The sequence below is a fragment of the Saccharopolyspora sp. ASAGF58 genome, assembly GCF_012277335.1.
In the GTDB taxonomy this organism is placed as follows: domain Bacteria; phylum Actinomycetota; class Actinomycetes; order Mycobacteriales; family Pseudonocardiaceae; genus Saccharopolyspora; species Saccharopolyspora hattusasensis.
Window position 1 is genome coordinate 6844336 of the sequence record NZ_CP040605.1, and the last position, 20485, is coordinate 6864820.

A 20485-nucleotide genomic window follows, 5' to 3' on the forward strand; every position below is an offset into this window, starting at 1 on the left:
GTCGTCTTCCGCAGTGCCTGTTAGCCTTGCACGGTGTCAGGCGCAAGACGTGATCCGGGGAAAATCCGCGGCAAGGGCAGTGCAGGCGCGCGTTCCGGCCAAAGTCTTCGCGTCAGCACCCACAACGCACTTTTCCAGCAGTGGCAAGCACTGCTGTCGAACCGCACCAAGCGACAGCGTTCCGGCGAGTTCCTGATCCACGGTGTGCGACCGATTACGCTCGCGGTGGAGCGCGGTTGGCCACTGCGCAATCTCTTGTACCCGTCGGGCAGGAAGCTCTCCTCCTGGGCCAGCCGGCTGATCGATGAATGCGCCGTCAAGACCGTTGAAGTGCACCCGGATCTGCTCCGGGAACTCGGCGAGCGCGAATCCGAACCACCGGAACTCATCGCCGTCGCCGAGCTGCGGCCCGACGACCTCGACCGGGTGCCGGTGGAGCAGGACTTCCTGGGCGTGGTCTTCGACCGGCCCACCAGCCCGGGCAACATCGGAACCCTGGTGCGCTCCGCGGACGCCTTCGGCGCCGACGGCCTGATCGTGAGCGGTCATGCCGCAGACGTCTACGACCCGAAGTCGGTGCGCGCGAGCACTGGGTCGCTGTTCTCGGTGCCTGCGGTCCGGGTGCCGTCACCGCGCAGCGTCCTCGACTGGGTCACCGAACACCGGCGGCGCGAGGTGCCGATCGCGGTCGTCGGCACCGACGAGAACGGCACCTCCGAGATCACCGAATGCGATCTCACCCGGCCCGTCCTGCTGGTTATCGGCAACGAGACAACCGGGATGAGCACCACCTGGCAGGAAATGTGCGACGAGGTCGTCCGGGTTCCCATCGGGGGCGCCGCGAGTTCGCTGAATGCGGCCTCAGCGGGAACCGTGCTGCTTTACGAGGCTGCCCGGCAGCGCGGTTTTCCCGTTGCTTGAGCCGGGCGGCGAAATTCGCGGCTGATCGGCGGTACCGGTTGCGGCGGTCGTGTTGTTCGCGGTTCGGAATCTTGATTCCGGTGGTTCGGCACTAGTACGGTCCGATTTCGCTTGTCCTTCTTGCTAAATGGAGGTCTTGTGATGGCCGCTCCTTCGGAATCCGTTCCCGCCCCCGCTCCGCCGAGCTGGACCCCACCGCTGGTCGAACAATACGAAACCCGTCCCGAGGTCACCGCTTACGCGCACGACGGCAGTCGGTGAGCCAGCCGCTGGGCGAGACCGAGTTCCGGGAATCCTTGCAGCGGTTGGCGAAGCGTTACTGGGCGCGCCACCCGTTCCACCGGCGCTTGCACGACGGCCGCTGCAGCCAGCCGGAGGTTCGGCTGTGGGTGGCCAACCGGTGGTACTACCAACGGCACCTGTCGCAGAAGAACGCCGCCATCGCGGCGAACTGCCCGCTTCCGGAGGTGCGGCGGATCTGGGTCGAGCGGATCGGCTTCCAGGACGGATCCAGCGACGCCGACGGCGGCCTGCACGACTGGCTGGTGCTCGCCGAAGCGGTCGGCCTGCAGCGGTCCGAGGTCCTCGACGAGCGCCACGTGCTGCCCGGCGTTCGGTTCGCCGTTGACGCGTATCTGGACTTTTGCCGGCGCAAGCCGTGGATCGAGGGTGTGGCCGCGGCGTTGACCGAGATGTTCTCGCCCGATCACATGTCCGACCGGATGGCGGCCTGGCGGCGCCACTACCACTGGATCGAACCCGGCGGGCTGGCCTACTTCGAGCGGCGGATCCCGGCCGCCCGCGCGGACAGCACCCTGACGCTGCAGGTCGTGCTCGACCACTGCGAGACGCGCGAGCAGCAGGACGCCGCGGTGCGGGCGTTGGCGTTCAAATGCGATGTGCTTTGGGCGATGCTGGACGCCATCGACTACAAGGGACAGTCATGGACGTGACCGCCGACGGCCGCCCCGGGCTGCGGCGCGGTGTCCGGTTTGTGCATGACCGCGTCCGCGCGAGGCACGCCCTGCTGTACCCGGAAGGTGTGTTGCTGCTCAACGACACCGCAGCCGACATCGTGAGCAGGTGCGACACCAAGCGCACGGTCACCGAAATCGTCAGCGAGCTAACGGCCGCGTACCAGGGCGTGACCGCCGAATCCGTGCTCGAAATGCTCGCGGACCTGGCGCGTCGCCGAATGCTGGGGGCGGAACCGGCCGAGGTGGCGGAATCCGGTCCACAACAGGAGGAGCCGCGATCCGGACTGCCCCTGGGCTTGCTTGCCGAGCTGACCTATCGGTGCCCGTTGCAGTGCACGTACTGCTCGAACCCCTTGAACCTCGCCGACTACCAGGACGAACTCGACACCGAAGACTGGTTGCGCGTCATCGAGCAGGCTCGGTCGATCGGCGTACTGCAACTGCACCTCTCCGGTGGCGAACCGGCACTGCGCCGGGACCTCGTTCCCCTCGTCGCGGCGGCCCGCGGACTCGGCATTTACACGAACCTCGTCACCAGTGGGTTCTCCCTGCCGCCGAAGCGGTTGCACGAACTCGCCGAGGCCGGCCTGGACCACATCCAGCTGTCCGTGCAGGACTCGGCCGCGATGCCGGCCGACGCCATCGCCGGACGTCGCGCGCACGCCCGCAAGATGATCGTCGCGCGCAGCATCGCCGAAACCGGCTTGCCCATGACCGTCAACGCGGTCCTGCACCGCGGGAACATCGCGCGGCTGCTCGACATCGTCGAACTCGCAGCGGATTTCGGGGCGGAACGCGTCGAGCTGGCCAACACCCAGTTCTACGGCTGGGCCTTGCGCAATCGCGCCGCCCTGATGCCCCGCCGGGAGCAGGTGCAGCGCGGGGACGCGGACGCGGCGCTGGCCCGCGAGCGCTACGGCGACCGGTTGGAGATCGTGTACGTGACCGCGGACTACTTCAGCCCGCGCCCCAAACCGTGCAACTACGGCTGGGGCAGCCGGCAACTGACGGTGGCCCCGAACGGCGACGTGCTCCCCTGCCTGGCCGCCGGGCAGCTGCCCGGCCTGGACGCTCCCTCGGTGCGCGACTCGACGCTGGAGGCGGTCTGGTTCGATTCCGCGGCGTTCAACCGCTTCCGGGGCACCGAGTGGATGCCTGATCCCTGCCGCAGCTGCGCGTTGAAGGACGTCGACTTCGGCGGCTGCCGATGCCAGGCCTACCAGCTCGTGGGCGACGCGGCCGTCACCGATCCGGCCTGCTCGTTGTCCGAACACCACGACCTGATCCGGACCGAGTTCCAACCGCAGCCCGCAGTTCCGAGGCGGATGTGATGCGGGTACGCGTCCTCGGCACCGCAGCCGGCGGCGGCCTTCCGCAGTGGAACTGCAGCTGTCAGAGCTGCTGCCGGGCCGCGGAACTCGGCGTGCAGCTCAGCCAGGACTGCCTGGCGATCAGCGGCGACGGAAACTCCTGGTACCTGGTGAACGCGTCGCCGGACCTGCGAACTCAGCTGCTGGCCACCCCCGAACTCCGTCCACCGCCGGGCACCCGGCGTACCCCCGTCGAAGGCGTGCTGCTCACCAGCGCCGAGCTGGACCACACCCTCGGCCTGCTCACCCTGCGGGAATCCTCCCGGCTGCCGATCTACGCGACCGCCGCCGTCCACCAGGCGCTTCAGCAGGCATTCCCGATCACCGAGGTCGTCGGCAGCTACACCACCGTGCAGCCGGAGATCGTCTCCGATCGCCAAGTGCTGGCGGGCGGGCTCGCCGCCGAGATCGCCGTCGTCGGCGACAAGCGCCCCCGCTACGCGGGCGATCTGCGCGGAACCGATTGGGTCGTGGCCTACCGGTTCACCGGCTCCGGCCGAAGCCTGGTGTACGCGCCGTGCCTGCCCGCCTGGAACGACGCGTTCGAGCAGGTCATCGACGGCGCCGACGTCGTGCTCCTGGACGGCACCTTCTTCACCGAGGACGAGCTGACGCATGCCTCCGGCAGTGACCGCCCCGCGAGCAGCATGGGGCACCTGCCGATCCGGGCGGCCCTGCCGGAGATCGCCCGCCACCCGAGGACGCGGTTCCTGTTCACCCACCTGAACAACACCAATCCGCTGGCGCACCCCGACGCGCCGGAGCTCGCCGAGGTGCGCGCGGCCGGTGCCGAGATCGCCGCCGAACGCCAGCTGCTGGTGCTGGAATGACGTCCCCGATTTTTGTTCGCGCCTGATATCGGGTATTTGGGAGACGTGAACGACGAGCGGCTGGCGAAGTACCGGGAGATGCGCGACTTCACCCGCACCGCCGAACCCAGCGGCGACGGCGAGGTGCGCGCGACCGGCGACCGCTTCGTCGTGCAGCGGCACCGGGCCCGCCGCCGGCACTACGACCTGCGGCTGGAGTTCGACGGCGTCCTCCTGAGCTGGGCCGTGCCCAAGGGCCCGACGCTGGACCCGTCGGCGCGGCGCATGGCGGTTCAGGTCGAGGACCACCCCCTGGAGTACGCCGATTTCGAGGGCACCATCCCGGCCGGCGAGTACGGCGGCGGCGACGTCATCGTGTGGGACCGCGGCACCTGGGAAGCTGTGGAGGACGATCCGGCCGCCGCGATCGAGGCCGGGACGCTGCACTTCGACCTGCATGGCGACAAGCTGGTGGGCCGGTTCGTGCTGGTGCGGCGCGGCGAGAAGCAGTGGCTGCTGCTGCACAAGAAGGACGAACACGCCGAGCCGGGCTGGAATCCGGAGGATCATCCGCGGTCGGTGAAGAGCGGCCGCACCAACGAGGAGGTCGCCGCCGCGCCGGAAGCGATGTGGCGCAGCGATCTACCGCCGTCGGAAGCCGAAATTCCCTTGGGTGCCAACAAGTCCCGCGCGAAGGCGCACTGGGATCCGCCCACCGGCGAGGAGCTGGCGGCGCTCGACGAGCTCGGCAGCAAGGGCCGATGGCGGCTGGCCGGGCGGAACCTCGCGCTGACCAACCTCGACAAGGTGCTGTTCCCGGCCCGCGACGACGAGGCGCCGGTGACCAAGCGCGACCTGATCCGCTACCACGCGCTGATCGCCCCAGTGATGCTGCCCTACCTCGCCGACCGACCGCTGAACTCGCACCGCTTCCCGAACGGGGTGGACGAACCCGGTTTCTGGCACAAGGAAGTCCCGAGCCACGCCCCCGACTGGCTCCGCCGCTGGCGCTACGAGGACGCCGACCCGGACGACACCCAGTGGTACCTCATCCCGGACAGCGTCCCCGCCCTCGCCTGGCTGGCCAACTACGCGGCGCTGGAACTGCACGCGTGGACCTCGCGCGCATCCGACGTCCACCACCCGACCTGGGCGCTGTTCGACATCGACCCGGGCAGCAGGACGACGTTCGAGGAAGTGCTCGTCCTCGCTCGCCTCCACCGGACCGCAATGGAGCACCTCGGCGTCGAGGCCCGCCCGAAGGTGACCGGGCAGCGCGGCATCCAGATCTGGGTGCCGGTCGAACCGCGCTACACCTACGCGGAAACCCGGGCCTGGGTCGAGAAGGTGTCCAAGGCCGTCGGCGGCACCGTCCCCGAGCTGGTCAGCTGGGCGTGGACGAAGACCGACCGCCGCGGCCTGGCGCGGCTGGACTACACCCAGAACGTCATCAACAAGACCCTGGTCGCCCCCTACAGCGCCCGCCCGCGGCCGGGCGCCCCGGTGTCCGTGCCGCTGGAGTGGGACGAGCTCGACGACCCGGACCTGGCCCCCGACCGGTGGACGATCCGCACCGTCCTGGACCGGATCGCAACGGTCGGGGACCCCTTCGCGGCCCTCCTCGACGTCGAGCAGCAGCTACCACCGGTCTGAGCCGTCGGCGAACCGCCACGGCGGCTTCCAAGGCGCTCGCTTTCTGCGCTCCGGTTGCGACGTCCTGCTCACCAGGCAGAAGCAACGGGCACGCGGCCGCCTCCTCGGAAGAGTGATCGAGCTGGCGCGGCCGACCGGGTACCGGTTGGCTGTTGATCATGCAAATCCGAACCCGATCGGCAGTGCTCGCCGCTGCCGCCCTGCTGTTCCTCGCCCCGGCCGCGTTCCCGGCCGCGGCGCAGGAATCCGCCTCTTCCCGACTGCTGGGGACCTACGTGGTGCCGCACGACCTGCGGGTGGACGGCACCCCGGTCGGCGGTCTGTCCTCGGTGGACTACGACCGCCGAAGCGGCGACTTCATCTTCGTCAGCGACGACTGGTCCGACCACGCACCGGCCCGCTACTACCGGGCCGACGTCTCGGTGACCGAGCGCGGCGTCGAGGACGTGACGTTCACCGGGGCGTCGTTGTTCCGCCGCCCGGACGGCACCACCTATCCGGCGATCGACATCTGGCGCGGCGCCGTGCAGAAGAAGCTGCTGGTCGACCTGGACGAGATCGGCGTGCCCTACACCGACAACGTCGAGGGCATCAGCTGGGGACCGCTCCTGCCCACCGGGGAACGGGTGCTCCTGGTGGTCAGCGACAACAACTTCTCGCCCAACCAGCAGACCCAGCTGATCGCCATCGCCGTCCGCTGACCGGCGGGCGTCGAGCGCTGGAACCCGCGTCTTCGGTTCGTTTCGAGGACGTCGCTGTGACCGCCAAGTTCGCGAAGAACGGCCGCCGGACGCGGTTGATCAGCCGACCTTCATCGGTCCGCCTCCTCGGTGGTGTGCGACTACCAGGTCACGGGCAGTTCAGTGACGCCGCCGGTGATGGTGGTGCGCACCTCCAGCTCGTCGAGGTCCTTGGCCAGGCGTAGGCCAGGGAGGCGCTGGGCGAGGGTGGCGAAGACGATCCGGAGTTCGGTGCGGGCGAGGCTGGCGCCGATACAGAAGTGCGAGCCGTGCCCGAACCCGAGGTGGGCGCGTTCCTCGCGGTCGGGGTCGAAGGTCTCGGCGTTCGAGTAGGCGGCCTGGTCCCGGTTGGCGGCGTTGATGGACAGGATGACGGCATCGCCGCGGTGGATGGTGGTGCCTGCGACGTCGAGGTCGGTGTGGGCGTAGCGCAGCAGGCCGAGGTCGCCCGGTGCTCCTAGGCGCATGATCTCCTCGATGGTGGCGTTGACCCGGCCGGTGGGGTCGGCGGTCAACGACTGCCACTGATCGGGGCGGGTGAGCAGTAACAGGGTGCCCAGTCCGATGCGGTTGACCGTGGTCTCGTGCCCGGCAAAGAGCAGTCCGACGCACAGGCGGACCATCTCGTCGTAGTCGAACCGCTCGTCGGCGCTCTGGGCGCGCACGATGTCGGAGATGATGTCCTCGCCCGGCTCGGCGCGTTTGCCCTCCGCCAACCGTGCCATGTACTTGCCGAACTCGGCCCGCGCCTGGTGGGCGTCGTCCCCGCTGGCGTAGCTGGCCATGCGATCGGATAGTGACCGGAAGTGCTCGCGGTCGCTCTCGGGCACTCCCAGCAGCTGGCAGATGACCGCGACCGGCAGCGGGAAGGCCAGCCCGGCGTGCAGGTCGACGATCCCGTCGGGCGCGGCGTCGTGCTCGGCGACCAGCTGGTCGATGTAGTCGTCGACCAGGTCTTGCATGTGACCGGAAAGCATCCGCATCCGCTTGGCCGAGAACGCCGGGGTCAGCAGTCGGCGCATCCGCGCGTGGTCGGCTTCTTCGGTCTCGTAGTTGCCCGTGGGACCGTCCTGCACCGCGGCGGTCGTGATGCGCGATGCCCGCTCCGGCTCGGGGTGCGACCGCCCGAGTCGCTTGTCGCTGAGCAGCTCGCGGACCTCGTCGAAGCGCGTGACCAGCCAGGCGGGGTCACCGGCCGGGGCGGTGACCGGCGTGACCGGCGCTTCTCGGCGCAGCACCTCGTACAGCGGTGCGAGATCAAGCACGTTCGGCCTCTCGAAGGGCAACTGCAGGCGCTCGGCGGCAGCGCTCATGGCTTCCTCCTGTGGTGTCTCGCAGCCGTGGACCACTCCTAACCCTACCGATTATTGGCAGTCACTGCCAATAATGTTGAGTCGGTTAGGGTGTGCCAACGCGCAACCCTCGATCTGCCGGTGGAGGTGTCCTTGGTTGAGCGACACGACCGCAGGATCCGCCGCGGGCGCCCACCGGTGAGCGACCAGCAACGCCAACAGCAACGGCTCGACATCTCCCGCCACGCAGTAAGGCTGTTCCGCGAGCAGGGCGTGGCCGCGACATCAGGCGAGCAGATCGCAAGGGCCGCCGGGGTGTCCGAGCGCACGCTGTGGCGTTACTTCCGCAGCAAGGAAAGCTGCGTCGAACCGCTGCTGACGAAGACGATCGACGCGTTCCAGGAGGTCCTGCGCACCTGGCCGCCCGAACTGGAGCTGGCCGAGCACCTGCGCGCGGCCTACACGCCCGTGCTCGACTCCTCCGACTCCGACGTCGAGGCGGTGCTCGCCGTGGTCCGCATGACGCACGACGAGCCCACGCTGCGCGCCGCCTACCTCGTGCTGCGGGAGCGCGACGAGTCCGCCTTCGCCGACGTACTCGCCGAGCGCATGGGCATGCCGTCCGACGCGCTCGAAGTCCGCATGCAGGCCGCCGCCACGAGCGCGGCGCTGCGCGCGGCGACCGACCACCTCGTTTCCATTGCCACCGAGGGAATTTCCCCGGAAACCTTCAGCGAACATCGCGAACGCCTCGCCGATGCTCTCCGCCTCGTGACGTCCTCCGGACGGCTAAAGCCGCCGGATTCCAACCAGCAACGCTAGTCAGTCTCCCCCATCACTGAGATTCCTGGTTCGCAGACCCGCCCAACGGTTGGAGGTCTCCACAGGCTGTCACCGCTTGAAGCACGTCGGCTTCTTTCCGTCCAGCGGCGAGAATGTTGCGGGCCGCGTTGACGTCCGCGTGCTCGGAATATCCGCGAGTGGTGCACCGGATGCGGGCAGCCGGTCGAGCGGTGTCCACATCGGATGGTTCGGTGTGCGCGGTGCAGGCCCAAGGCCCGTGAGCGTTTTTCGGTGCTATGGCACCCAAAATCACTCACGGCCAGGTGGCGACCTTCGCCGCGGCGGCGCGTGGGGTCGGTAGCGGAAAGTCCGGCCGCGAGCGTCCGCGACGGCGCCCGGCCTGTCGCCTGGGCGCAGCCGGCGATGGCGGGACGCCCCGAGGGTGTCGAAACCCTCCGGTCCTAATACCGGCCCGGCGCTGGTGGTCGTCGGCGAGGAGGACACCCTGACGCCGCCGGAGAACGCGCGCGAACTCGCGGGCGCGCTGTCAGGAAGCGAGCTCGTGACGCTGCCCGGTGCCGGGCACCTGCCGTCGATCGAGTCGCCGGACGCATTCGCCGAAGCCGTCCGCCCCCGGCTTTCCCGGCTCGGCTGAGCGCTAGTTCTCGCCCGGTGGTCGGGCATCCCGCTCGATGCTGCGATCAGACGACTTCTTGGCGTCCGCTTCGGATCGCTTGGACTGCTCGGCCGTTTCGCCGGGCCGCACGAAGTACGCGCCGGACGAGAAACCTACTGTTGGCAAGGTAACCGCTGAGCACGTCAACAGCAGATTCGACGCGCTCACCCCACAGCTAAAGCAAGGGGTCTGCGCGCGCTACGTTTGTCCGATCACGCGGGTGCCCACTCGCCGCTAACAGCCCTGTACCAGCGCCTCAAAGACGGGTGCACCAGTGCCCGCTGCCTTGTCCGCATCGCCGGTCAGCTGGTGTAGGAGATGAATCCACCGACGAGGGCACCGTAGAGGACATGCCCCAGAAGACTGACGATCGGTGTCACCACTCCGTAGTTGAGCAAGAGGAAACCCGGCGGTTCGAGCAGCGCGCTCTGGGGAGCGCTGGTCAGGTTGGTTCCCATCCGCGGGTGCACCACCGGCAGCAGGAGGTTCACCAGTGCGGTGCCAGCGAACATGCCGTGGACCAGACCGAACAGCGCCCCCAACCACCAACTGCTGGTCCCCAGGGCGACGAACAGCCCGTAGTAGCCCAAGGCGAACAGCTCCCCGAACACGAAGTGCGCCAGGTAGCCGAGGGCTTTCGCTCGGGAGCGGTTGACCGTTACGCAGGTGCCGAGCAGGAAAGGGATGTCGATGCGGGTCAGTTTGAGCTCATTCGCCGCACGCAATGCCGTGGTCAGCACCAAGGTGCCGATGAACCCGCCAGCGAGCGCTCCCCAGATCGTCACCGCGTCATCCCCTGCTCGGTGATCGCACAAGCCGCGCTGATCAACGCCAGATGGGTCAGGCCCTGCGGCATGTTTCCCAGGAACTCCCCCGTGTTCGGGTCGATTTCCTCGCTGTAGAGGCCCACGTCGTTGGCCAGTCCGACCAGTTGGTCCATCAGCTCTGCGGCCTCCCCGAGGTGGCCGCAGCGAGCCAGGGCCTCAGCCAGCCAGAACGAGCAGGCCACAAACGCCCCCTCAGTCCCTTGCAGACCATCGTCACCGCCGTAGCGGTACACGAACGGCCCGTGCGCCAGGTCACGGCGGATGGCCTCGATCGTGCCATGCATCCGAGGATGCTGCGGACTCGCGTAGCCGCGCAGCAGGCCGAGCAAGACGCTGACGTCTACCTCCTCGGCGTCGGCGCTGCGCACGTAGCTGTTCAGGTTCTCGCTCAGACAGCGCGTTTCGATGAAATCCTCGATCACGGCCTGCTCCCGTCGCCACGCGGGTGCGTGCCGACGGGAGAGCAGCCCGCGTTCGGCCAGGCGCAGCGCGCGGTCGAGAGCGATCCAGCACATCATCTTCGACTGGGTGAAATGTTGGGGCGGACTGCGGACTTCCCAGATCCCCTCGTCCGGTTGCCGCCAGCTCGCGCACACGAAATCGGCCACCCTTGCCAACCGCCGAGCGATGTCGGGATCGAGCTGGCCGCTGGCCGTCGCATACAGCCAGGCCGTCTGCAGAAGTTCGCCGTAGGTGTCCAGCTGCAGCTGCTCGGCTGCCGCATTGCCCACCCGCACCGGCGCCGACCCGCGGTACCCCTCCAATGCGAGCACCCGCTCGGATGCTCCGACCCCTCCGTCGAGCCGGTACAGCGGGCGCAGGCGCGGCTCGTTGAACTGAGTGGCATGCATCAGCCACCAGAAGTAGGCCTGCGCCTCGCTGGGGCACCCGAGTGTGAGAAGGGCGTCCAGTGTGAAGACGGAATCCCGCAGCCAGGAGAACCGGTAATCCCAGTTGCGTTCGCCGCCGATCTCCTCTGGAAGCGACGAGGTCGCAGCGGCGGCCACCGCGCCCGACGGGGCGTACACCAGCAGTTTCAGCGCCAACGCACTGCGCGTCACGGCTTTCTGCCATCGCCCGGCGCAGGCGCGATCCCGAAGCCAGGCCCGCCAACGGTGGCCGGTCTCCTCCAGCCGCGCCGCGCACTCCGCGCGTGCGGGCACCACCAGCGGCTCCTCGTGCGCGAAGCTCAGCGCGAGATCCGCCCGTGAACCCAGCCGGATCTCGAAGGCGCCTTCGATCTCGTCACCGGCGCACAGCGGCTCGCCCGCACCCCAGGTGCACACGGCCAGCGCGTCTGTACCTGCCGACGCCACCGGCAAGCCTGCTCGCCGGCTGATACATGGGCTTGCGGCGCCGTAGCCGAAACGGGGCTGCACGCTCCAGCGCATGGGTACTGCCCCGGACAGTCCTTCGACCTTGCGGACCAGTTCCCGGGTGGGCGTCAACGCCCCTCCGGGCAGTGTCAAAGCGTCGGTCACCCGGACCGCGCCCGCGGCCGTGGTAAACGTCGTCTCCACGACGTTCGTGCTCGGGAGATACCGGCGGCTCACCTGGTAGGGCAGCTCCGGTTGCAGGGCGAAACAGCCTCCCCGACGAGCGTCGAGCACTGCGCCGAAGACCGTAGGCGAGTCCAGGTCCGGCATCGTCAGCCAGTCGACCGAGCCGTCCCGGGCGAGGAGGGCAACGGTGCGACCATCGCCCAATGCCGCGTACTCCCGCAGCGGCGCGTACCCCTCCCAGCGAGGCGCAGCGACCCGTGGGCCGTTCCCGAGATCGGAACCGATCATCGTATCCTCCGAGCCGCTACCAGGAGATCCCCTCAGCCACACCACCGGCCACCAAGATCGTTCAGGTGACGCAGGCCCGAGCCGACCTTCAGATGACGAAGCTGGTCACGCCGTTGCACAGCACCCTTATTTCGCCAGACTGCCGCAGCACAGCAGAGCCGAACCAAGGCCTTTCTGCCCCAATCACGGAGCAGCAGGCTGCGCGTCAAGTCGGGTCACCCGGAGGCGACCTCGCCCAGTCCACTTTGGATGCGAGCAAAACCCAGCGGCTGCATCACGGATCGCCCTGTTGAACGCTGCCAGCAGCGCGACCCGGTACGCACCAGACTGCCCCGACTCGGTCGAGGCGTTCGTCGGGGCAGTCCCAATAGACACCGTGGTCACGGGAAAACGACCGTGCTGTGGCCGTTGAGCAGCACCCGGCGTTCGCAGTGCCAGCGCACCGCGCGGGACAACGCGAGCGCCTCGGCATCGCGACCCACAGTTTGCAGTGCACGGGGGTCGTAGGTGTGGTCGATCCGGATGACTTCCTGCTCGATGATCGGCCCCTCGTCCAGGTCCGAGGTGACGTAATGTGCGGTGGCACCGACGAGTTTGACGCCGCGCTGGTACGCCTGGTGGTACGGCTTGGCGCCCTTGAACCCGGGCAGGAACGAGTGGTGGATGTTGATTGCGCGGCCGTACAGAGCCTTGCTGGTCTCGTCCGAGAGGATCTGCATGTACCGCGCCAGCACGACCAGCTCGGCGTCGTACTCATCCACGAGCTGCAACAGGCGCGCCTCGGCAGCCTCCTTCGTCGCCGGGGTGACCGGAATGTGCACGAACGGCAAGCCGGCGGCCTCGGCCATCGGGCGCAGGTCCTGGTGGTTGGACACCACTGCGACGATGTCACCCCCGAGACTTCCGGCCCGCCACCGGTAGATCAGGTCGTTCAGGCAGTGGCCGAGCTTCGATGCCATCACCAGGATCCGGGCGTTCCGGTTGGCGTTGAAGTCGTAGGTCATCTCGAACTCAGCGGCCACCGTCGCGAATCCGCGCGACAGCTCCTCCAGATCGGTGCCGCCGGGTGCCGTGACCTGGGTGCGCATGAACAGCCGGTCACGTACGGCGTCGTCGAACTGCTGGTGCTCACCGATGTCGCATCCGTGTTCGAACAGGTATCCGCTCACCGCGCGCACGATGCCTGTCCGGTTGGGGCAGCTCAGGGTGAGGGTGCAGGTGTGACTCACGCAGATCTCCTCAGCACTCCACGATGTTGAGAGCCGGCCCGCCGCGGGCGGTCTCCTGGTACTTGTCCTTCATGCCCGCGCCGGTTTCGCGCATGGTCTTGATCGTCTTGGCGAGCATGATGTCGCTGATGCGAAGCACGGTCTCCCTCGTCAGCGCAAGCAGCTCGTCGCTCGGGCCGACCATGTGCGAACTCGAGGGTCCGATCCCGACCTTGAACAGGTCGAACACGGAGATGGTCATCAGCGTTCCCTAACCCTCCTTCAAATATTGAACTAATATATCAATCTCATGGAACGTCTGCTCTAAAGAAGTGCCGGTGCATGTTCCCCTGGATTTCAGGCCCTAAGATGATGCCCGTGACCACTGCCCGACAGGAACTCGAATCGCCGACCACCTCGCTGGCCGACCGCGCCTACGCCGCGATCCAGCACCAGCTGATCATGCTGGACATCCCGCCGATGGCGCCGATCGACGACTTGGCGCTGAGCGAGTCGCTCGGCATTGGACGCACCCCCGTCCGCGAGGCCCTCAAGCGTCTCGAGGTGGATCGTCTGGTGATCTCGTACCCGCGTCGCGGCACCTTCGCGACCGGCGTGGACATCACCGACCTCGCCTACATCTCCGAAATCCGCGTGCAGCTCGAACCGCTGGCCGCCCGCCGGGCCGCCGAGAACGCCGGTAAGGCCGTGCGCGAGAAGCTGGTCGAGCTCGCCGACACCATCCAGGACAACGATGTGCTGATCATGTCGCGACACGAGCTGATGCAGTGGGACCTGCGGGTGCACCGCTCGATCTACCGCGCAACAGGCAACCCCCACCTGGAAGACACGCTGGTTCGCTACAACAACCTCGCCACCCGGATCTTCTGCGTGTTCCTGGAACGCATCACGCATTTCGACCGGCACATCGAGGAACACGTGGGCCTGCTGCGAGCGGTCGCCGATGGCGAGAGCCGGAGGGCCGAGAAGATCGCCCGAGACCACGTCACCGGATTCGAGAAGGCAATACGGGCGATCATCTGACCGGTCCGCATCGCGAGTTCTTGCAGGAAGGTTTCGAGACTGTTCATGCGCATGACATCGGTCTTTCGTCCTCGGGGGCTGGGCCCGCAGGCGGGTGGGGTGCGCGGACACCGACCGTTTGCAGACCGCGCACCCTGCTCGGGGGCCGCTCAGCGGCGAATTCGGGCCATTTCCGGGTCGACCAGCGGTTCGACGGCGACAGTGGCGCGCACCTTCCGCCCGAAGTACTGGATCTCCACCGAGGTGCCTGCCGTGGCCGACGCGGGGAGCCAGGCGTAGGCGATGGGCTTACCGATCGTGTGGCCGAACGCGGCCGAGCTCACATAACCCGCGGCTTCGCCATCGAGGAACACAGGTTCGTTGCCCAGCACCACGCTACGACCGTCGTCGATGGTCAGGCAGGCAAGACGGCTGGTGACCGCTTCGTCGCTCAGCCCAGCGATCGCGTCGTAGCCGACATAGCCGGTCTTCTTCTTGTTCACGGCGAACCCGAGACCGGCCTCGTAGGGGTTGTGCTCGGTCGTCATGTCGCTGCCCCACGACCGGTAGCCCTTCTCCAGGCGGAGGCTGTTGAACGCGGCGCGCCCGGCTGCGATGACACCGAGCGGTTGCCCCGCTTCCCACAGCACATCCCACAGCCGCTGGCCGTATTCGGCGCTGGTGTAGATCTCCCAGCCGAGTTCGCCCACATAGGACAGTCGCATCGCGGTGACCGGGATGCCGGCGATGTGTGCGTGCTTCAGGCGGAAGTACTTCAGCGCCTCGTGGGAGAAGTCGTCGCCGCTCAACGGCTGCACCAGGTCACGCGCCAGCGGCCCCCACACGCCGACGCAGCAGGTACCGCCGGTGATGTCGCGAATCTGGACGCTGTGGTCGTCCGGTGCCTCGCGCCGGAAGTAGTCCAGGTCGAGGTTGCCGTTGGCGCCAACCTGGAACAGGTGCTCGCCGAGCCGGGCGACGGTCAGGTCCGAACGGATACCACCGGCCTTGTCCAGGGCGAGGGTGTAGGTCACCGAGCCGACTGACTTGTCCATCTTGCCGGTGGTCAGCCGCTGCAGGAACTCGATCGCCCCCAGGCCGCTGACCTCGATGCGCTTGAGCGGGGTCATGTCGTACATGGCGACCGCAGTGCGGGTCTTCCACGCCTCCGCCGCGGCGATCGGCGAGTGGAACATCGCTGACCAAGCGTCGCGCGACGGCGGCTGCCAGTCGGTCGGCAGTTCCTTGACCAAGCGCGCGTTGGCCTCGTACCAGTGCGGCCGCTCCCAGGCGTGTGCCTCGAGGAAGAACGCGCCCAGTTCCTTCTGCCGCGCGTGGAACGGACTTACCCGCAGGTCGCGCGGCGACAGCTTCGGTTGCAGCGGGTGCCGCACGTCGTAGATCTCCACGAAGTTCTGCTGCGAGGTCTCGCTGACGTAAGCCTCGGTCGTCTCGATCTCGTCGAACCGGTTAACGTCGCAACCGTGGAGTTCGACGTCGCTGCGGCCGTCCACGAGCAGCTGCGCGACGGCGCGGGCGACACCCGCGGAGTGGGTCACCCACACCGCCTCGGCGATCCAGAACCCGGCCACCTGCTGGGACTCTCCGACCAGCGGTCCGCCGTCGGGGGTGAAGGAGAAGATGCCGTTGAACCCGGACTCGATCTTCGCCTCCCGCAGCGTCGGCAGCAGCACCTTGCTGTGCTCCCAGGACGGCGCGAAATCCTCCTCGGTGAACGGCAACATCGACGGCATCGCCGCCTCGGTGAGATCGTCGTCGTCGATTTCGGGCAGCTCGGACAGCCGCGCCGGCATGGGGCGGTGGGCGTAGGAGCCGATGCCGAGGCAGTCGTTGTGCTCGCGGTAGTAGAGGTCGTGGTCCTGGTGGCGCAGGATCGGCAGCCGTGCCTCGATCCGCTCGTCGTTGCGGCCGAGGAGCTCGGCGATCTGCCCGGTGCGCACGTACTGGTGGGCCATCGGGAGCAGGGGCACCTTCATCCCGGCAAGCTCACCGACGGCCGGCCCCCAGAACCCGGCGCAGGACACCACGATGTCGGCGGGGATCTCCTCGCCGCCGTCGGTGCGCACCCCGGTGACCCGACCGCCCTGCTGGAGGATCTCGATGACGCGGGTCGAGCCGCGGAACACCGCGCCGCGGGACTCGGCGCGGCGGGCCACTGCGACGACGGCGCGGGACGCTTTGGCCAAGCCGTCCGTCGGGGTATGGAACCCACCGAGCACCCGTTCACCGTCGAGCAGCGGGTGCAGTTCGGCGCACCGCTGCGGCCCGACGACCTCGCCGGGCACCCCCCAGGAGGTGGCCCACCCCTGCTTGCGGTGCAGGTCGGCGAGCCGCTCCGGGGTGGTGGCGACCTCGAGGCCGCCGACCTGGTTGAAGCACCAGGCCCCGTCCACGTCGAGGCTCTTGAACTTCTCCACCGTGTAGGTTGCCAGCTCGGTCATGACCTTCGAGGCGCTGGTCTGGTACACGAGACCGGGCGCGTGGGAGGTCGAGCCTCCGGTGAGGGGCAGCGGGCCCTGATCGACGACAGCGACCTCGGTCCAGCCGCGCTCGGTGAGCTCGTCGGCCAGGTTCGCACCGACGATCCCAGCTCCGATGATGACGACACGAGGGGTGGTGCTCATGACGGGTCTCTCCTAAATACGGTCCACTGCGACCGCTGCGAAGATGCCTGTGAAGGATGGGAAAGCCGGGCCGGGCCGACGATCGAGGACGCCCGGCGCTAGTGGGCGGGGCGGAATTCCTGGGCCGTGTCGAGCAGCCAATCCGCGAGGTACCCGGCGAACGACGGCCGGACGAAGAGCCGGAAGTCGTCGCCGCTGCCGAGGGCGAGGATCAGTGCACCGGTCTGCCCGATGCTGGTCTGCGCGCTCGATCCGTTGGGGAAGGCCGAGGATCGCAGGTCGATCGAGCACCCGAACGACAGCAACTCTCGGGCCCGCCCACCGCTGAGCCGGATGGTGGTGCGCTGCGCGGACACGTCCGCGGCCGCGCCGCCGTGAGCGGATACGACCCGGCCGAGCGAGTCCTCCAGCTCGTGCGGGCGGGCGTTCTTGCTGGTCACCAGCCACTCATCGGGACCGAGCCAGATGATCTGGCCTTCCGTGGTGTGGGTCCAGGTGTTGGGTTCGACGGGCAGCGCCGAACCCAACGCGCGTTCCACTGCCGCGGCGCCCGGTCCTGCAGCATCGACGCGCAGGTCCACCGCGGCCACTGGCTCCTCGGGCTTGACCATCAGCCCGTCAACCGCCCACGTCAGCTCGGCCAGAGCGGCTTTCCACGCTTGCAGGGGGTGCGCGGGGTAGAGGGTTTCAGCCATCGCGGCGTGCTCCTTCCGGGTCCACCAGCACGGTGTCGCCGATCTCGGCCTCGATGAGCTTGCCGCCCATCGGAACGTGCACCAGGTCACCGATGCGGGCGCGGCCGTTGTTCACCAGTGCGAGCGCGAACGGTCGCCCGAGCTCGGCGCTGTGGTAGCTGGAGGTGACGTGGCCGAGCATCGGGACCGGCGGCTCGGGTAGGGCCCCGTCCTCGCGGAGCTCCACGATCTGCGAGCCCTCGCGCAGCTTGGTGAGTCCATCGGTCGGCAGCAGGGAAACGAATTGCTTGCGAAGCGGGTTGTGGTTCTCGGGCCGGGCGAACGAGCGCTTGCCGATGAAGTCTTCCTTCTTCTTCGACACCACCCAGTTCATGCCGAGGTCCTGAGGCGTGACCGTGCCATCGGTGTCCTGCCCGATGATCGGGTAGCCCTTCTCCGCGCGCAGCACGTGCATGGTCTCGGTGCCGTACGGGGTGATGTCGAAGCGCTTCCCGGCCTCCAGCAAACGCTTCCACAGCGACAACCCGTACCAGGAGTTGACGTTGACCTCGTAGGCCAGCTCGCCGGAGAAGGAAATCCGCGCGACGCGGACCGGCACACCGTCGAGTGCGGTGTCCTTCCAGGCCATGAATGGGAACGCCTCGTTCGACACGTCGAGGTCGGGGAACACCGCGCCGACCACGTCCCTCGACCGCGGGCCGACGACCGGGAACACCGCCCAGTGCTCGGTGACCGAAGCCAAGTGCACGCGCAGCTCCGGCCACTCGGTCTGGAGCCACTCCTCCATCCACTCCAGAACGGCCGCGGCCCCGCCGGTCGTCGTGGTGACCAGGAAGCGGTTCTCCGCGATCCGCAGCACCGTGCCGTCGTCGATGACCATGCCGTCGTTGCCGCACATCACGCCGTAGCGCACCCGTCCGACCTTCAGCGTGCTCAACATGTTCGTGTAGATCCGGTCGAGCAGCACCCCGGCACCCGGGCCCTGAACGTCGATCTTGCCCAGGGTGGAGCCGTCGAGGATGCCAACGCTCGCTCGGGTGGCGGCGCACTCGCGCAGCACGGCGGTGTCCATGTCCTCGCCGGGCTTCGGGTAGTAACGCGCGCGCTTCCACTGCCCGACGTCCTCGAACACCGCCCCGGCCGCTACGTGCCAGGCGTGCAGCGAGGTGGTGCGCTCCGGGTCGAACAGCTTGCCGTGCTCACGCCCGGCTAGCGCGGCGAACGCCACGGGGGTGTACGGCGGACGGAAGGTGGTGGTGCCCAGTTCCTCGATCGGGCGGCCGAGGAGCTCGGCCGTGATGCCGGAGGCGATCACGCCGGAGGTCTTGCCCTGATCGTGCGCGGTGCCGATGGTGGTGTAGCGCTTGACGTGCTCCACCGACCGCAGCCCGGCGCCGACAGCCCGCTGGATGTCCGCGACGGTGGCGTCGCGCTGGATGTCGACGAACTGGCGGTCCGGGTCGCCTTCGGTCCGCCACAACACCTTCGTCGGTGTGCGGGCGGGTTCGGCGTCGACGGGCGGAGCTCCGTCACCGGCGCCTTCGCGCACCACCCCGGCCAGGTCGAAGGTGCCGTTCGCGGCGCCGATCACGGTGACGCCGGGCAGTGTTCCGGACGGGCGGAAGGCGCCGAGCGCGGCGTCGTAGACCAGCGCTCCCTTGATGTGGCTGAACAGGTGCACCACCGGGTTCCAGCCGCCGGAGACCAGCAGCAGGTCAGCGGGCAGCCGCACGGCACCGCCGGCGTTGCGGGCGAGCACGCCGGAAACGCGCTCCTCGCCTTCGGTTCCGGTGACCACAGTGGACGGATGGACCGTGGTTCCACGTGCCACGGCATGGTTCTTCCATTCCTCGGGTGCGGTGTCCCGCGCGTCGAGGATGGTCACGCGCGCGCCCGCGTCGGCGAGGTCGATCGCCGCGGCATAGGCGGTGTCGTCGCTGGTGAACACGACGATCTCGCGTCCGGCGAGCACGCCGTAGCGGTGCAGGTAGTCCCGTGCTGCGGAGGCGAGCAGGATGCCGGGGCGGTCGTTGTCCTCGAACACGATCGGCCGCTCGTGCGCGCCGACGGCGACGACGACCTTGAGCGCACGGATGCGGTGTACCCGCTGCCGGGAGCGGTTCGCGGGCGCGGCGGTGCCGAGGTGGTCGGTGCGCCGCTCCAGCGCAAGCACGAACCCGTCGTCGTACTGCCCGAACGCGGTGGTGCGCTGCAGGTGCAGCACCTCCGGATTCCCCGCCAGTTCGGCGACGACCTCGTCGACGAACTCCCGGGCCGGACGACCGTCGATGCGCTCGGTACCGGTGAGGCTGCCGCCAGGGGTGACGCGGTCGTCGACGAGGACGACGCTCTCCCCCGCGCGCGCCGCGCTGCGGGCGGCGACCAGCCCGGCCGGTCCGGCGCCGATCACCAGCGTGTCGGTGTGGGTGTGCTTGCGGTCGTAGCGGGCGGGGTCGGGCACGTCGGCGAGACGTCCCTGCCCGTTGACGCCACGGGCGACGAGCCCATCGGTGAGCTCGACCGTGGTGGCCTGCAGCATCGGCTCCGGGAACGGCTTCTCGATCTGCACCAGGCCGGTGGGGTCTTCGGTCCAGGCGGCTCCGATCCCGTGCGGGCGGCCCAAGTTCACACTGGTGCCGACGTGGTGGACGCCGTTGGCCAGCAGGGCCGAAGCGAGCGTGTCACCCGGGTGGCCGGTGTAGGTCCGGCCGTCGAAGGTGAAGGTGAGCGTGCGGCTGCGGTCAATGCGGCCGTATCCGTCGACCCGGCTCATTGGTGCACCTCCTGTTCGGCCCGCGCCACGCCGGCGACCGGTTCACCGACGTCGTAGGTGGCGAGGAACTCGTAGGTGCGGGTGTCGCGGACGGCGTTGAACCAGCGGCGGCAGCCGAGGCTGTGGCTCCAGCGTTCCGCGAACGGCCCCTTGGGGTTGTCGCGGTAGAACACGAACTCCGCCCATTCCTGGTCCGACAGTTGGGCGGGCTTTTCTGGGTAGGCGATGTCGGCCTGGCCGCCGTAGTGGAACTCGACCTCCTCGCGGGGGCCGCACCACGGGCAGTGGATGAGTTGCATGGCA

At 68.5% G+C, this 20485-nt stretch carries 17 protein-coding genes and 1 pseudogene; 9 read left to right on the top strand and 9 right to left on the bottom strand.

Features of this window, described 5'->3' with window-relative positions; all coding sequences use genetic code 11:
- Positions 1–33 precede the first annotated feature (33 nt).
- The 6 genes from FDZ84_RS32190 (at position 34) to FDZ84_RS32215 (ending at position 6431) form a co-directional block, all read left to right on the top strand.
- Positions 34–921 carry a TrmH family RNA methyltransferase gene (locus tag FDZ84_RS32190; RefSeq protein ID WP_246868581.1) on the top strand — a complete coding sequence of 296 codons (888 nt, stop codon included), beginning with the start codon at positions 34–36 and terminating at the stop codon, positions 919–921.
- Between the two features lie 257 nt (positions 922–1178).
- A complete protein-coding gene (pqqC, locus tag FDZ84_RS32195) occupies positions 1179–1874 on the top strand; it encodes a pyrroloquinoline-quinone synthase PqqC (protein WP_168588920.1) in 696 nt (231 codons plus the stop codon).
- The gene (gene pqqE / locus FDZ84_RS32200) at positions 1865–3229 is read left to right on the top strand and encodes a pyrroloquinoline quinone biosynthesis protein PqqE (RefSeq protein WP_168588921.1); all 1365 of its coding nucleotides are present in this window, start codon (positions 1865–1867) and stop codon (positions 3227–3229) included. Before pqqC ends, pqqE begins: the two co-directional genes overlap by 10 nt.
- The gene (gene pqqB, locus FDZ84_RS32205; RefSeq protein WP_168588922.1) at positions 3229–4098 is read left to right on the top strand and encodes a pyrroloquinoline quinone biosynthesis protein PqqB; all 870 of its coding nucleotides are present in this window, start codon (positions 3229–3231) and stop codon (positions 4096–4098) included. Before pqqE ends, pqqB begins: the two co-directional genes overlap by 1 nt.
- A 45-nt stretch (positions 4099–4143) precedes the next feature.
- The gene (locus FDZ84_RS32210) at positions 4144–5730 is read left to right on the top strand and encodes a DNA polymerase ligase N-terminal domain-containing protein (RefSeq protein WP_168588923.1); all 1587 of its coding nucleotides are present in this window, start codon (positions 4144–4146) and stop codon (positions 5728–5730) included.
- Between the two features lie 158 nt (positions 5731–5888).
- The gene (locus tag FDZ84_RS32215) at positions 5889–6431 is read left to right on the top strand and encodes an esterase-like activity of phytase family protein (protein ID WP_168588924.1); all 543 of its coding nucleotides are present in this window, start codon (positions 5889–5891) and stop codon (positions 6429–6431) included.
- A 140-nt stretch (positions 6432–6571) separates the two neighbouring features.
- Here the strand turns inward: FDZ84_RS32215 and FDZ84_RS32220 are convergent, their stop codons facing one another.
- On the bottom strand, positions 6572–7783 hold the full coding sequence (locus tag FDZ84_RS32220; protein ID WP_168588925.1) for a cytochrome P450: 1212 nt from the start codon (positions 7781–7783) through the stop codon (positions 6572–6574).
- A gap of 132 nt (positions 7784–7915) precedes the next feature.
- Between FDZ84_RS32220 and FDZ84_RS32225 the strand changes: the two genes are divergently transcribed.
- Both FDZ84_RS32225 and FDZ84_RS32230 read left to right on the top strand, forming a co-directional pair.
- Positions 7916–8584: a TetR/AcrR family transcriptional regulator gene (locus FDZ84_RS32225; RefSeq protein WP_246868582.1), complete on the top strand. Its 669-nt coding sequence runs from the start codon at positions 7916–7918 to the stop codon at positions 8582–8584.
- Positions 8585–8945: 361 nt separating this feature from the next.
- A complete protein-coding gene (locus FDZ84_RS32230) occupies positions 8946–9200 on the top strand; it encodes an alpha/beta fold hydrolase (protein ID WP_246869263.1) in 255 nt (84 codons plus the stop codon).
- Positions 9201–9523: 323 nt separating this feature from the next.
- Here FDZ84_RS32230 and FDZ84_RS32235 read toward each other — a convergent pair whose 3' ends face one another.
- From FDZ84_RS32235 to FDZ84_RS41205, 4 genes and pseudogenes are all read right to left on the bottom strand, one after another.
- Positions 9524–10006 (bottom strand): hypothetical protein, encoded by a 483-nt coding sequence (locus FDZ84_RS32235; RefSeq protein ID WP_168588927.1) that lies wholly within the window; start codon positions 10004–10006, stop codon positions 9524–9526.
- Positions 10003–11838, bottom strand: a complete 1836-nt coding sequence (locus tag FDZ84_RS32240) for a glycoside hydrolase family 15 protein (RefSeq protein WP_168588928.1) — start codon at positions 11836–11838, stop codon at positions 10003–10005. The genes FDZ84_RS32235 and FDZ84_RS32240 overlap by 4 nt, the downstream gene beginning before the upstream one ends.
- A gap of 380 nt (positions 11839–12218) precedes the next feature.
- Positions 12219–13067, bottom strand: coding sequence for a formyltetrahydrofolate deformylase (gene purU, locus FDZ84_RS32245; RefSeq protein WP_168588929.1), 849 nt, complete (start codon positions 13065–13067; stop codon positions 12219–12221).
- A 172-nt stretch (positions 13068–13239) separates the two neighbouring features.
- Positions 13240–13308: pseudogene (locus FDZ84_RS41205) on the bottom strand (serine dehydratase beta chain); the annotation flags it as partial.
- A gap of 107 nt (positions 13309–13415) precedes the next feature.
- On the opposite strand from FDZ84_RS41205, the gene FDZ84_RS32255 reads away from it, so the two are divergent.
- On the top strand, positions 13416–14090 hold the full coding sequence (locus tag FDZ84_RS32255; RefSeq protein ID WP_168588930.1) for a GntR family transcriptional regulator: 675 nt from the start codon (positions 13416–13418) through the stop codon (positions 14088–14090).
- Between the two features lie 149 nt (positions 14091–14239).
- Here FDZ84_RS32255 and FDZ84_RS32260 read toward each other — a convergent pair whose 3' ends face one another.
- The 4 genes from FDZ84_RS32260 to FDZ84_RS32275 all read right to left on the bottom strand — a co-directional run bounded on the left by FDZ84_RS32260 (position 14240) and on the right by FDZ84_RS32275 (position 20481).
- Positions 14240–16714: an FAD-dependent oxidoreductase gene (locus FDZ84_RS32260; protein WP_168588931.1), complete on the bottom strand. Its 2475-nt coding sequence runs from the start codon at positions 16712–16714 to the stop codon at positions 14240–14242.
- 98 nt (positions 16715–16812) lie between these two features.
- On the bottom strand, positions 16813–17409 hold the full coding sequence (locus FDZ84_RS32265) for a sarcosine oxidase subunit gamma (protein ID WP_168588932.1): 597 nt from the start codon (positions 17407–17409) through the stop codon (positions 16813–16815).
- Entirely contained in the window at positions 17402–20182 is a 2781-nt protein-coding gene (locus tag FDZ84_RS32270; RefSeq protein WP_168588933.1) for a 2Fe-2S iron-sulfur cluster-binding protein, read from the bottom strand. Before FDZ84_RS32270 ends, FDZ84_RS32265 begins: the two co-directional genes overlap by 8 nt.
- Positions 20179–20481, bottom strand: coding sequence for a sarcosine oxidase subunit delta (locus FDZ84_RS32275; RefSeq protein WP_168588934.1), 303 nt, complete (start codon positions 20479–20481; stop codon positions 20179–20181). Before FDZ84_RS32275 ends, FDZ84_RS32270 begins: the two co-directional genes overlap by 4 nt.
- Between the last annotated feature and the right edge of the window lie 4 nt (positions 20482–20485).

Bases quoted from the DNA above. Each gene is read 5' to 3' on its own strand.
- FDZ84_RS32215 (WP_168588924.1), top strand. From the start codon at position 5,889: ATGCAAATCCGAACCCGATCGGCAGTGCTCGCCGCTGCCGCCCTGCTG.
- FDZ84_RS32275 (WP_168588934.1), bottom strand. From the start codon at position 20,481: ATGCAACTCATCCACTGCCCGTGGTGCGGCCCCCGCGAGGAGGTCGAG.
- FDZ84_RS32220 (WP_168588925.1), bottom strand. From the start codon at position 7,783: ATGAGCGCTGCCGCCGAGCGCCTGCAGTTGCCCTTCGAGAGGCCGAAC.
- pqqE (WP_168588921.1), top strand. From the start codon at position 1,865: ATGGACGTGACCGCCGACGGCCGCCCCGGGCTGCGGCGCGGTGTCCGG.
- FDZ84_RS32240 (WP_168588928.1), bottom strand. From the start codon at position 11,838: ATGATCGGTTCCGATCTCGGGAACGGCCCACGGGTCGCTGCGCCTCGC.
- FDZ84_RS32260 (WP_168588931.1), bottom strand. From the start codon at position 16,714: ATGAGCACCACCCCTCGTGTCGTCATCATCGGAGCTGGGATCGTCGGT.
- FDZ84_RS32255 (WP_168588930.1), top strand. From the start codon at position 13,416: ATGATGCCCGTGACCACTGCCCGACAGGAACTCGAATCGCCGACCACC.
- FDZ84_RS32270 (WP_168588933.1), bottom strand. From the start codon at position 20,182: ATGAGCCGGGTCGACGGATACGGCCGCATTGACCGCAGCCGCACGCTC.
- pqqB (WP_168588922.1), top strand. From the start codon at position 3,229: ATGCGGGTACGCGTCCTCGGCACCGCAGCCGGCGGCGGCCTTCCGCAG.
- FDZ84_RS32265 (WP_168588932.1), bottom strand. From the start codon at position 17,409: ATGGCTGAAACCCTCTACCCCGCGCACCCCCTGCAAGCGTGGAAAGCC.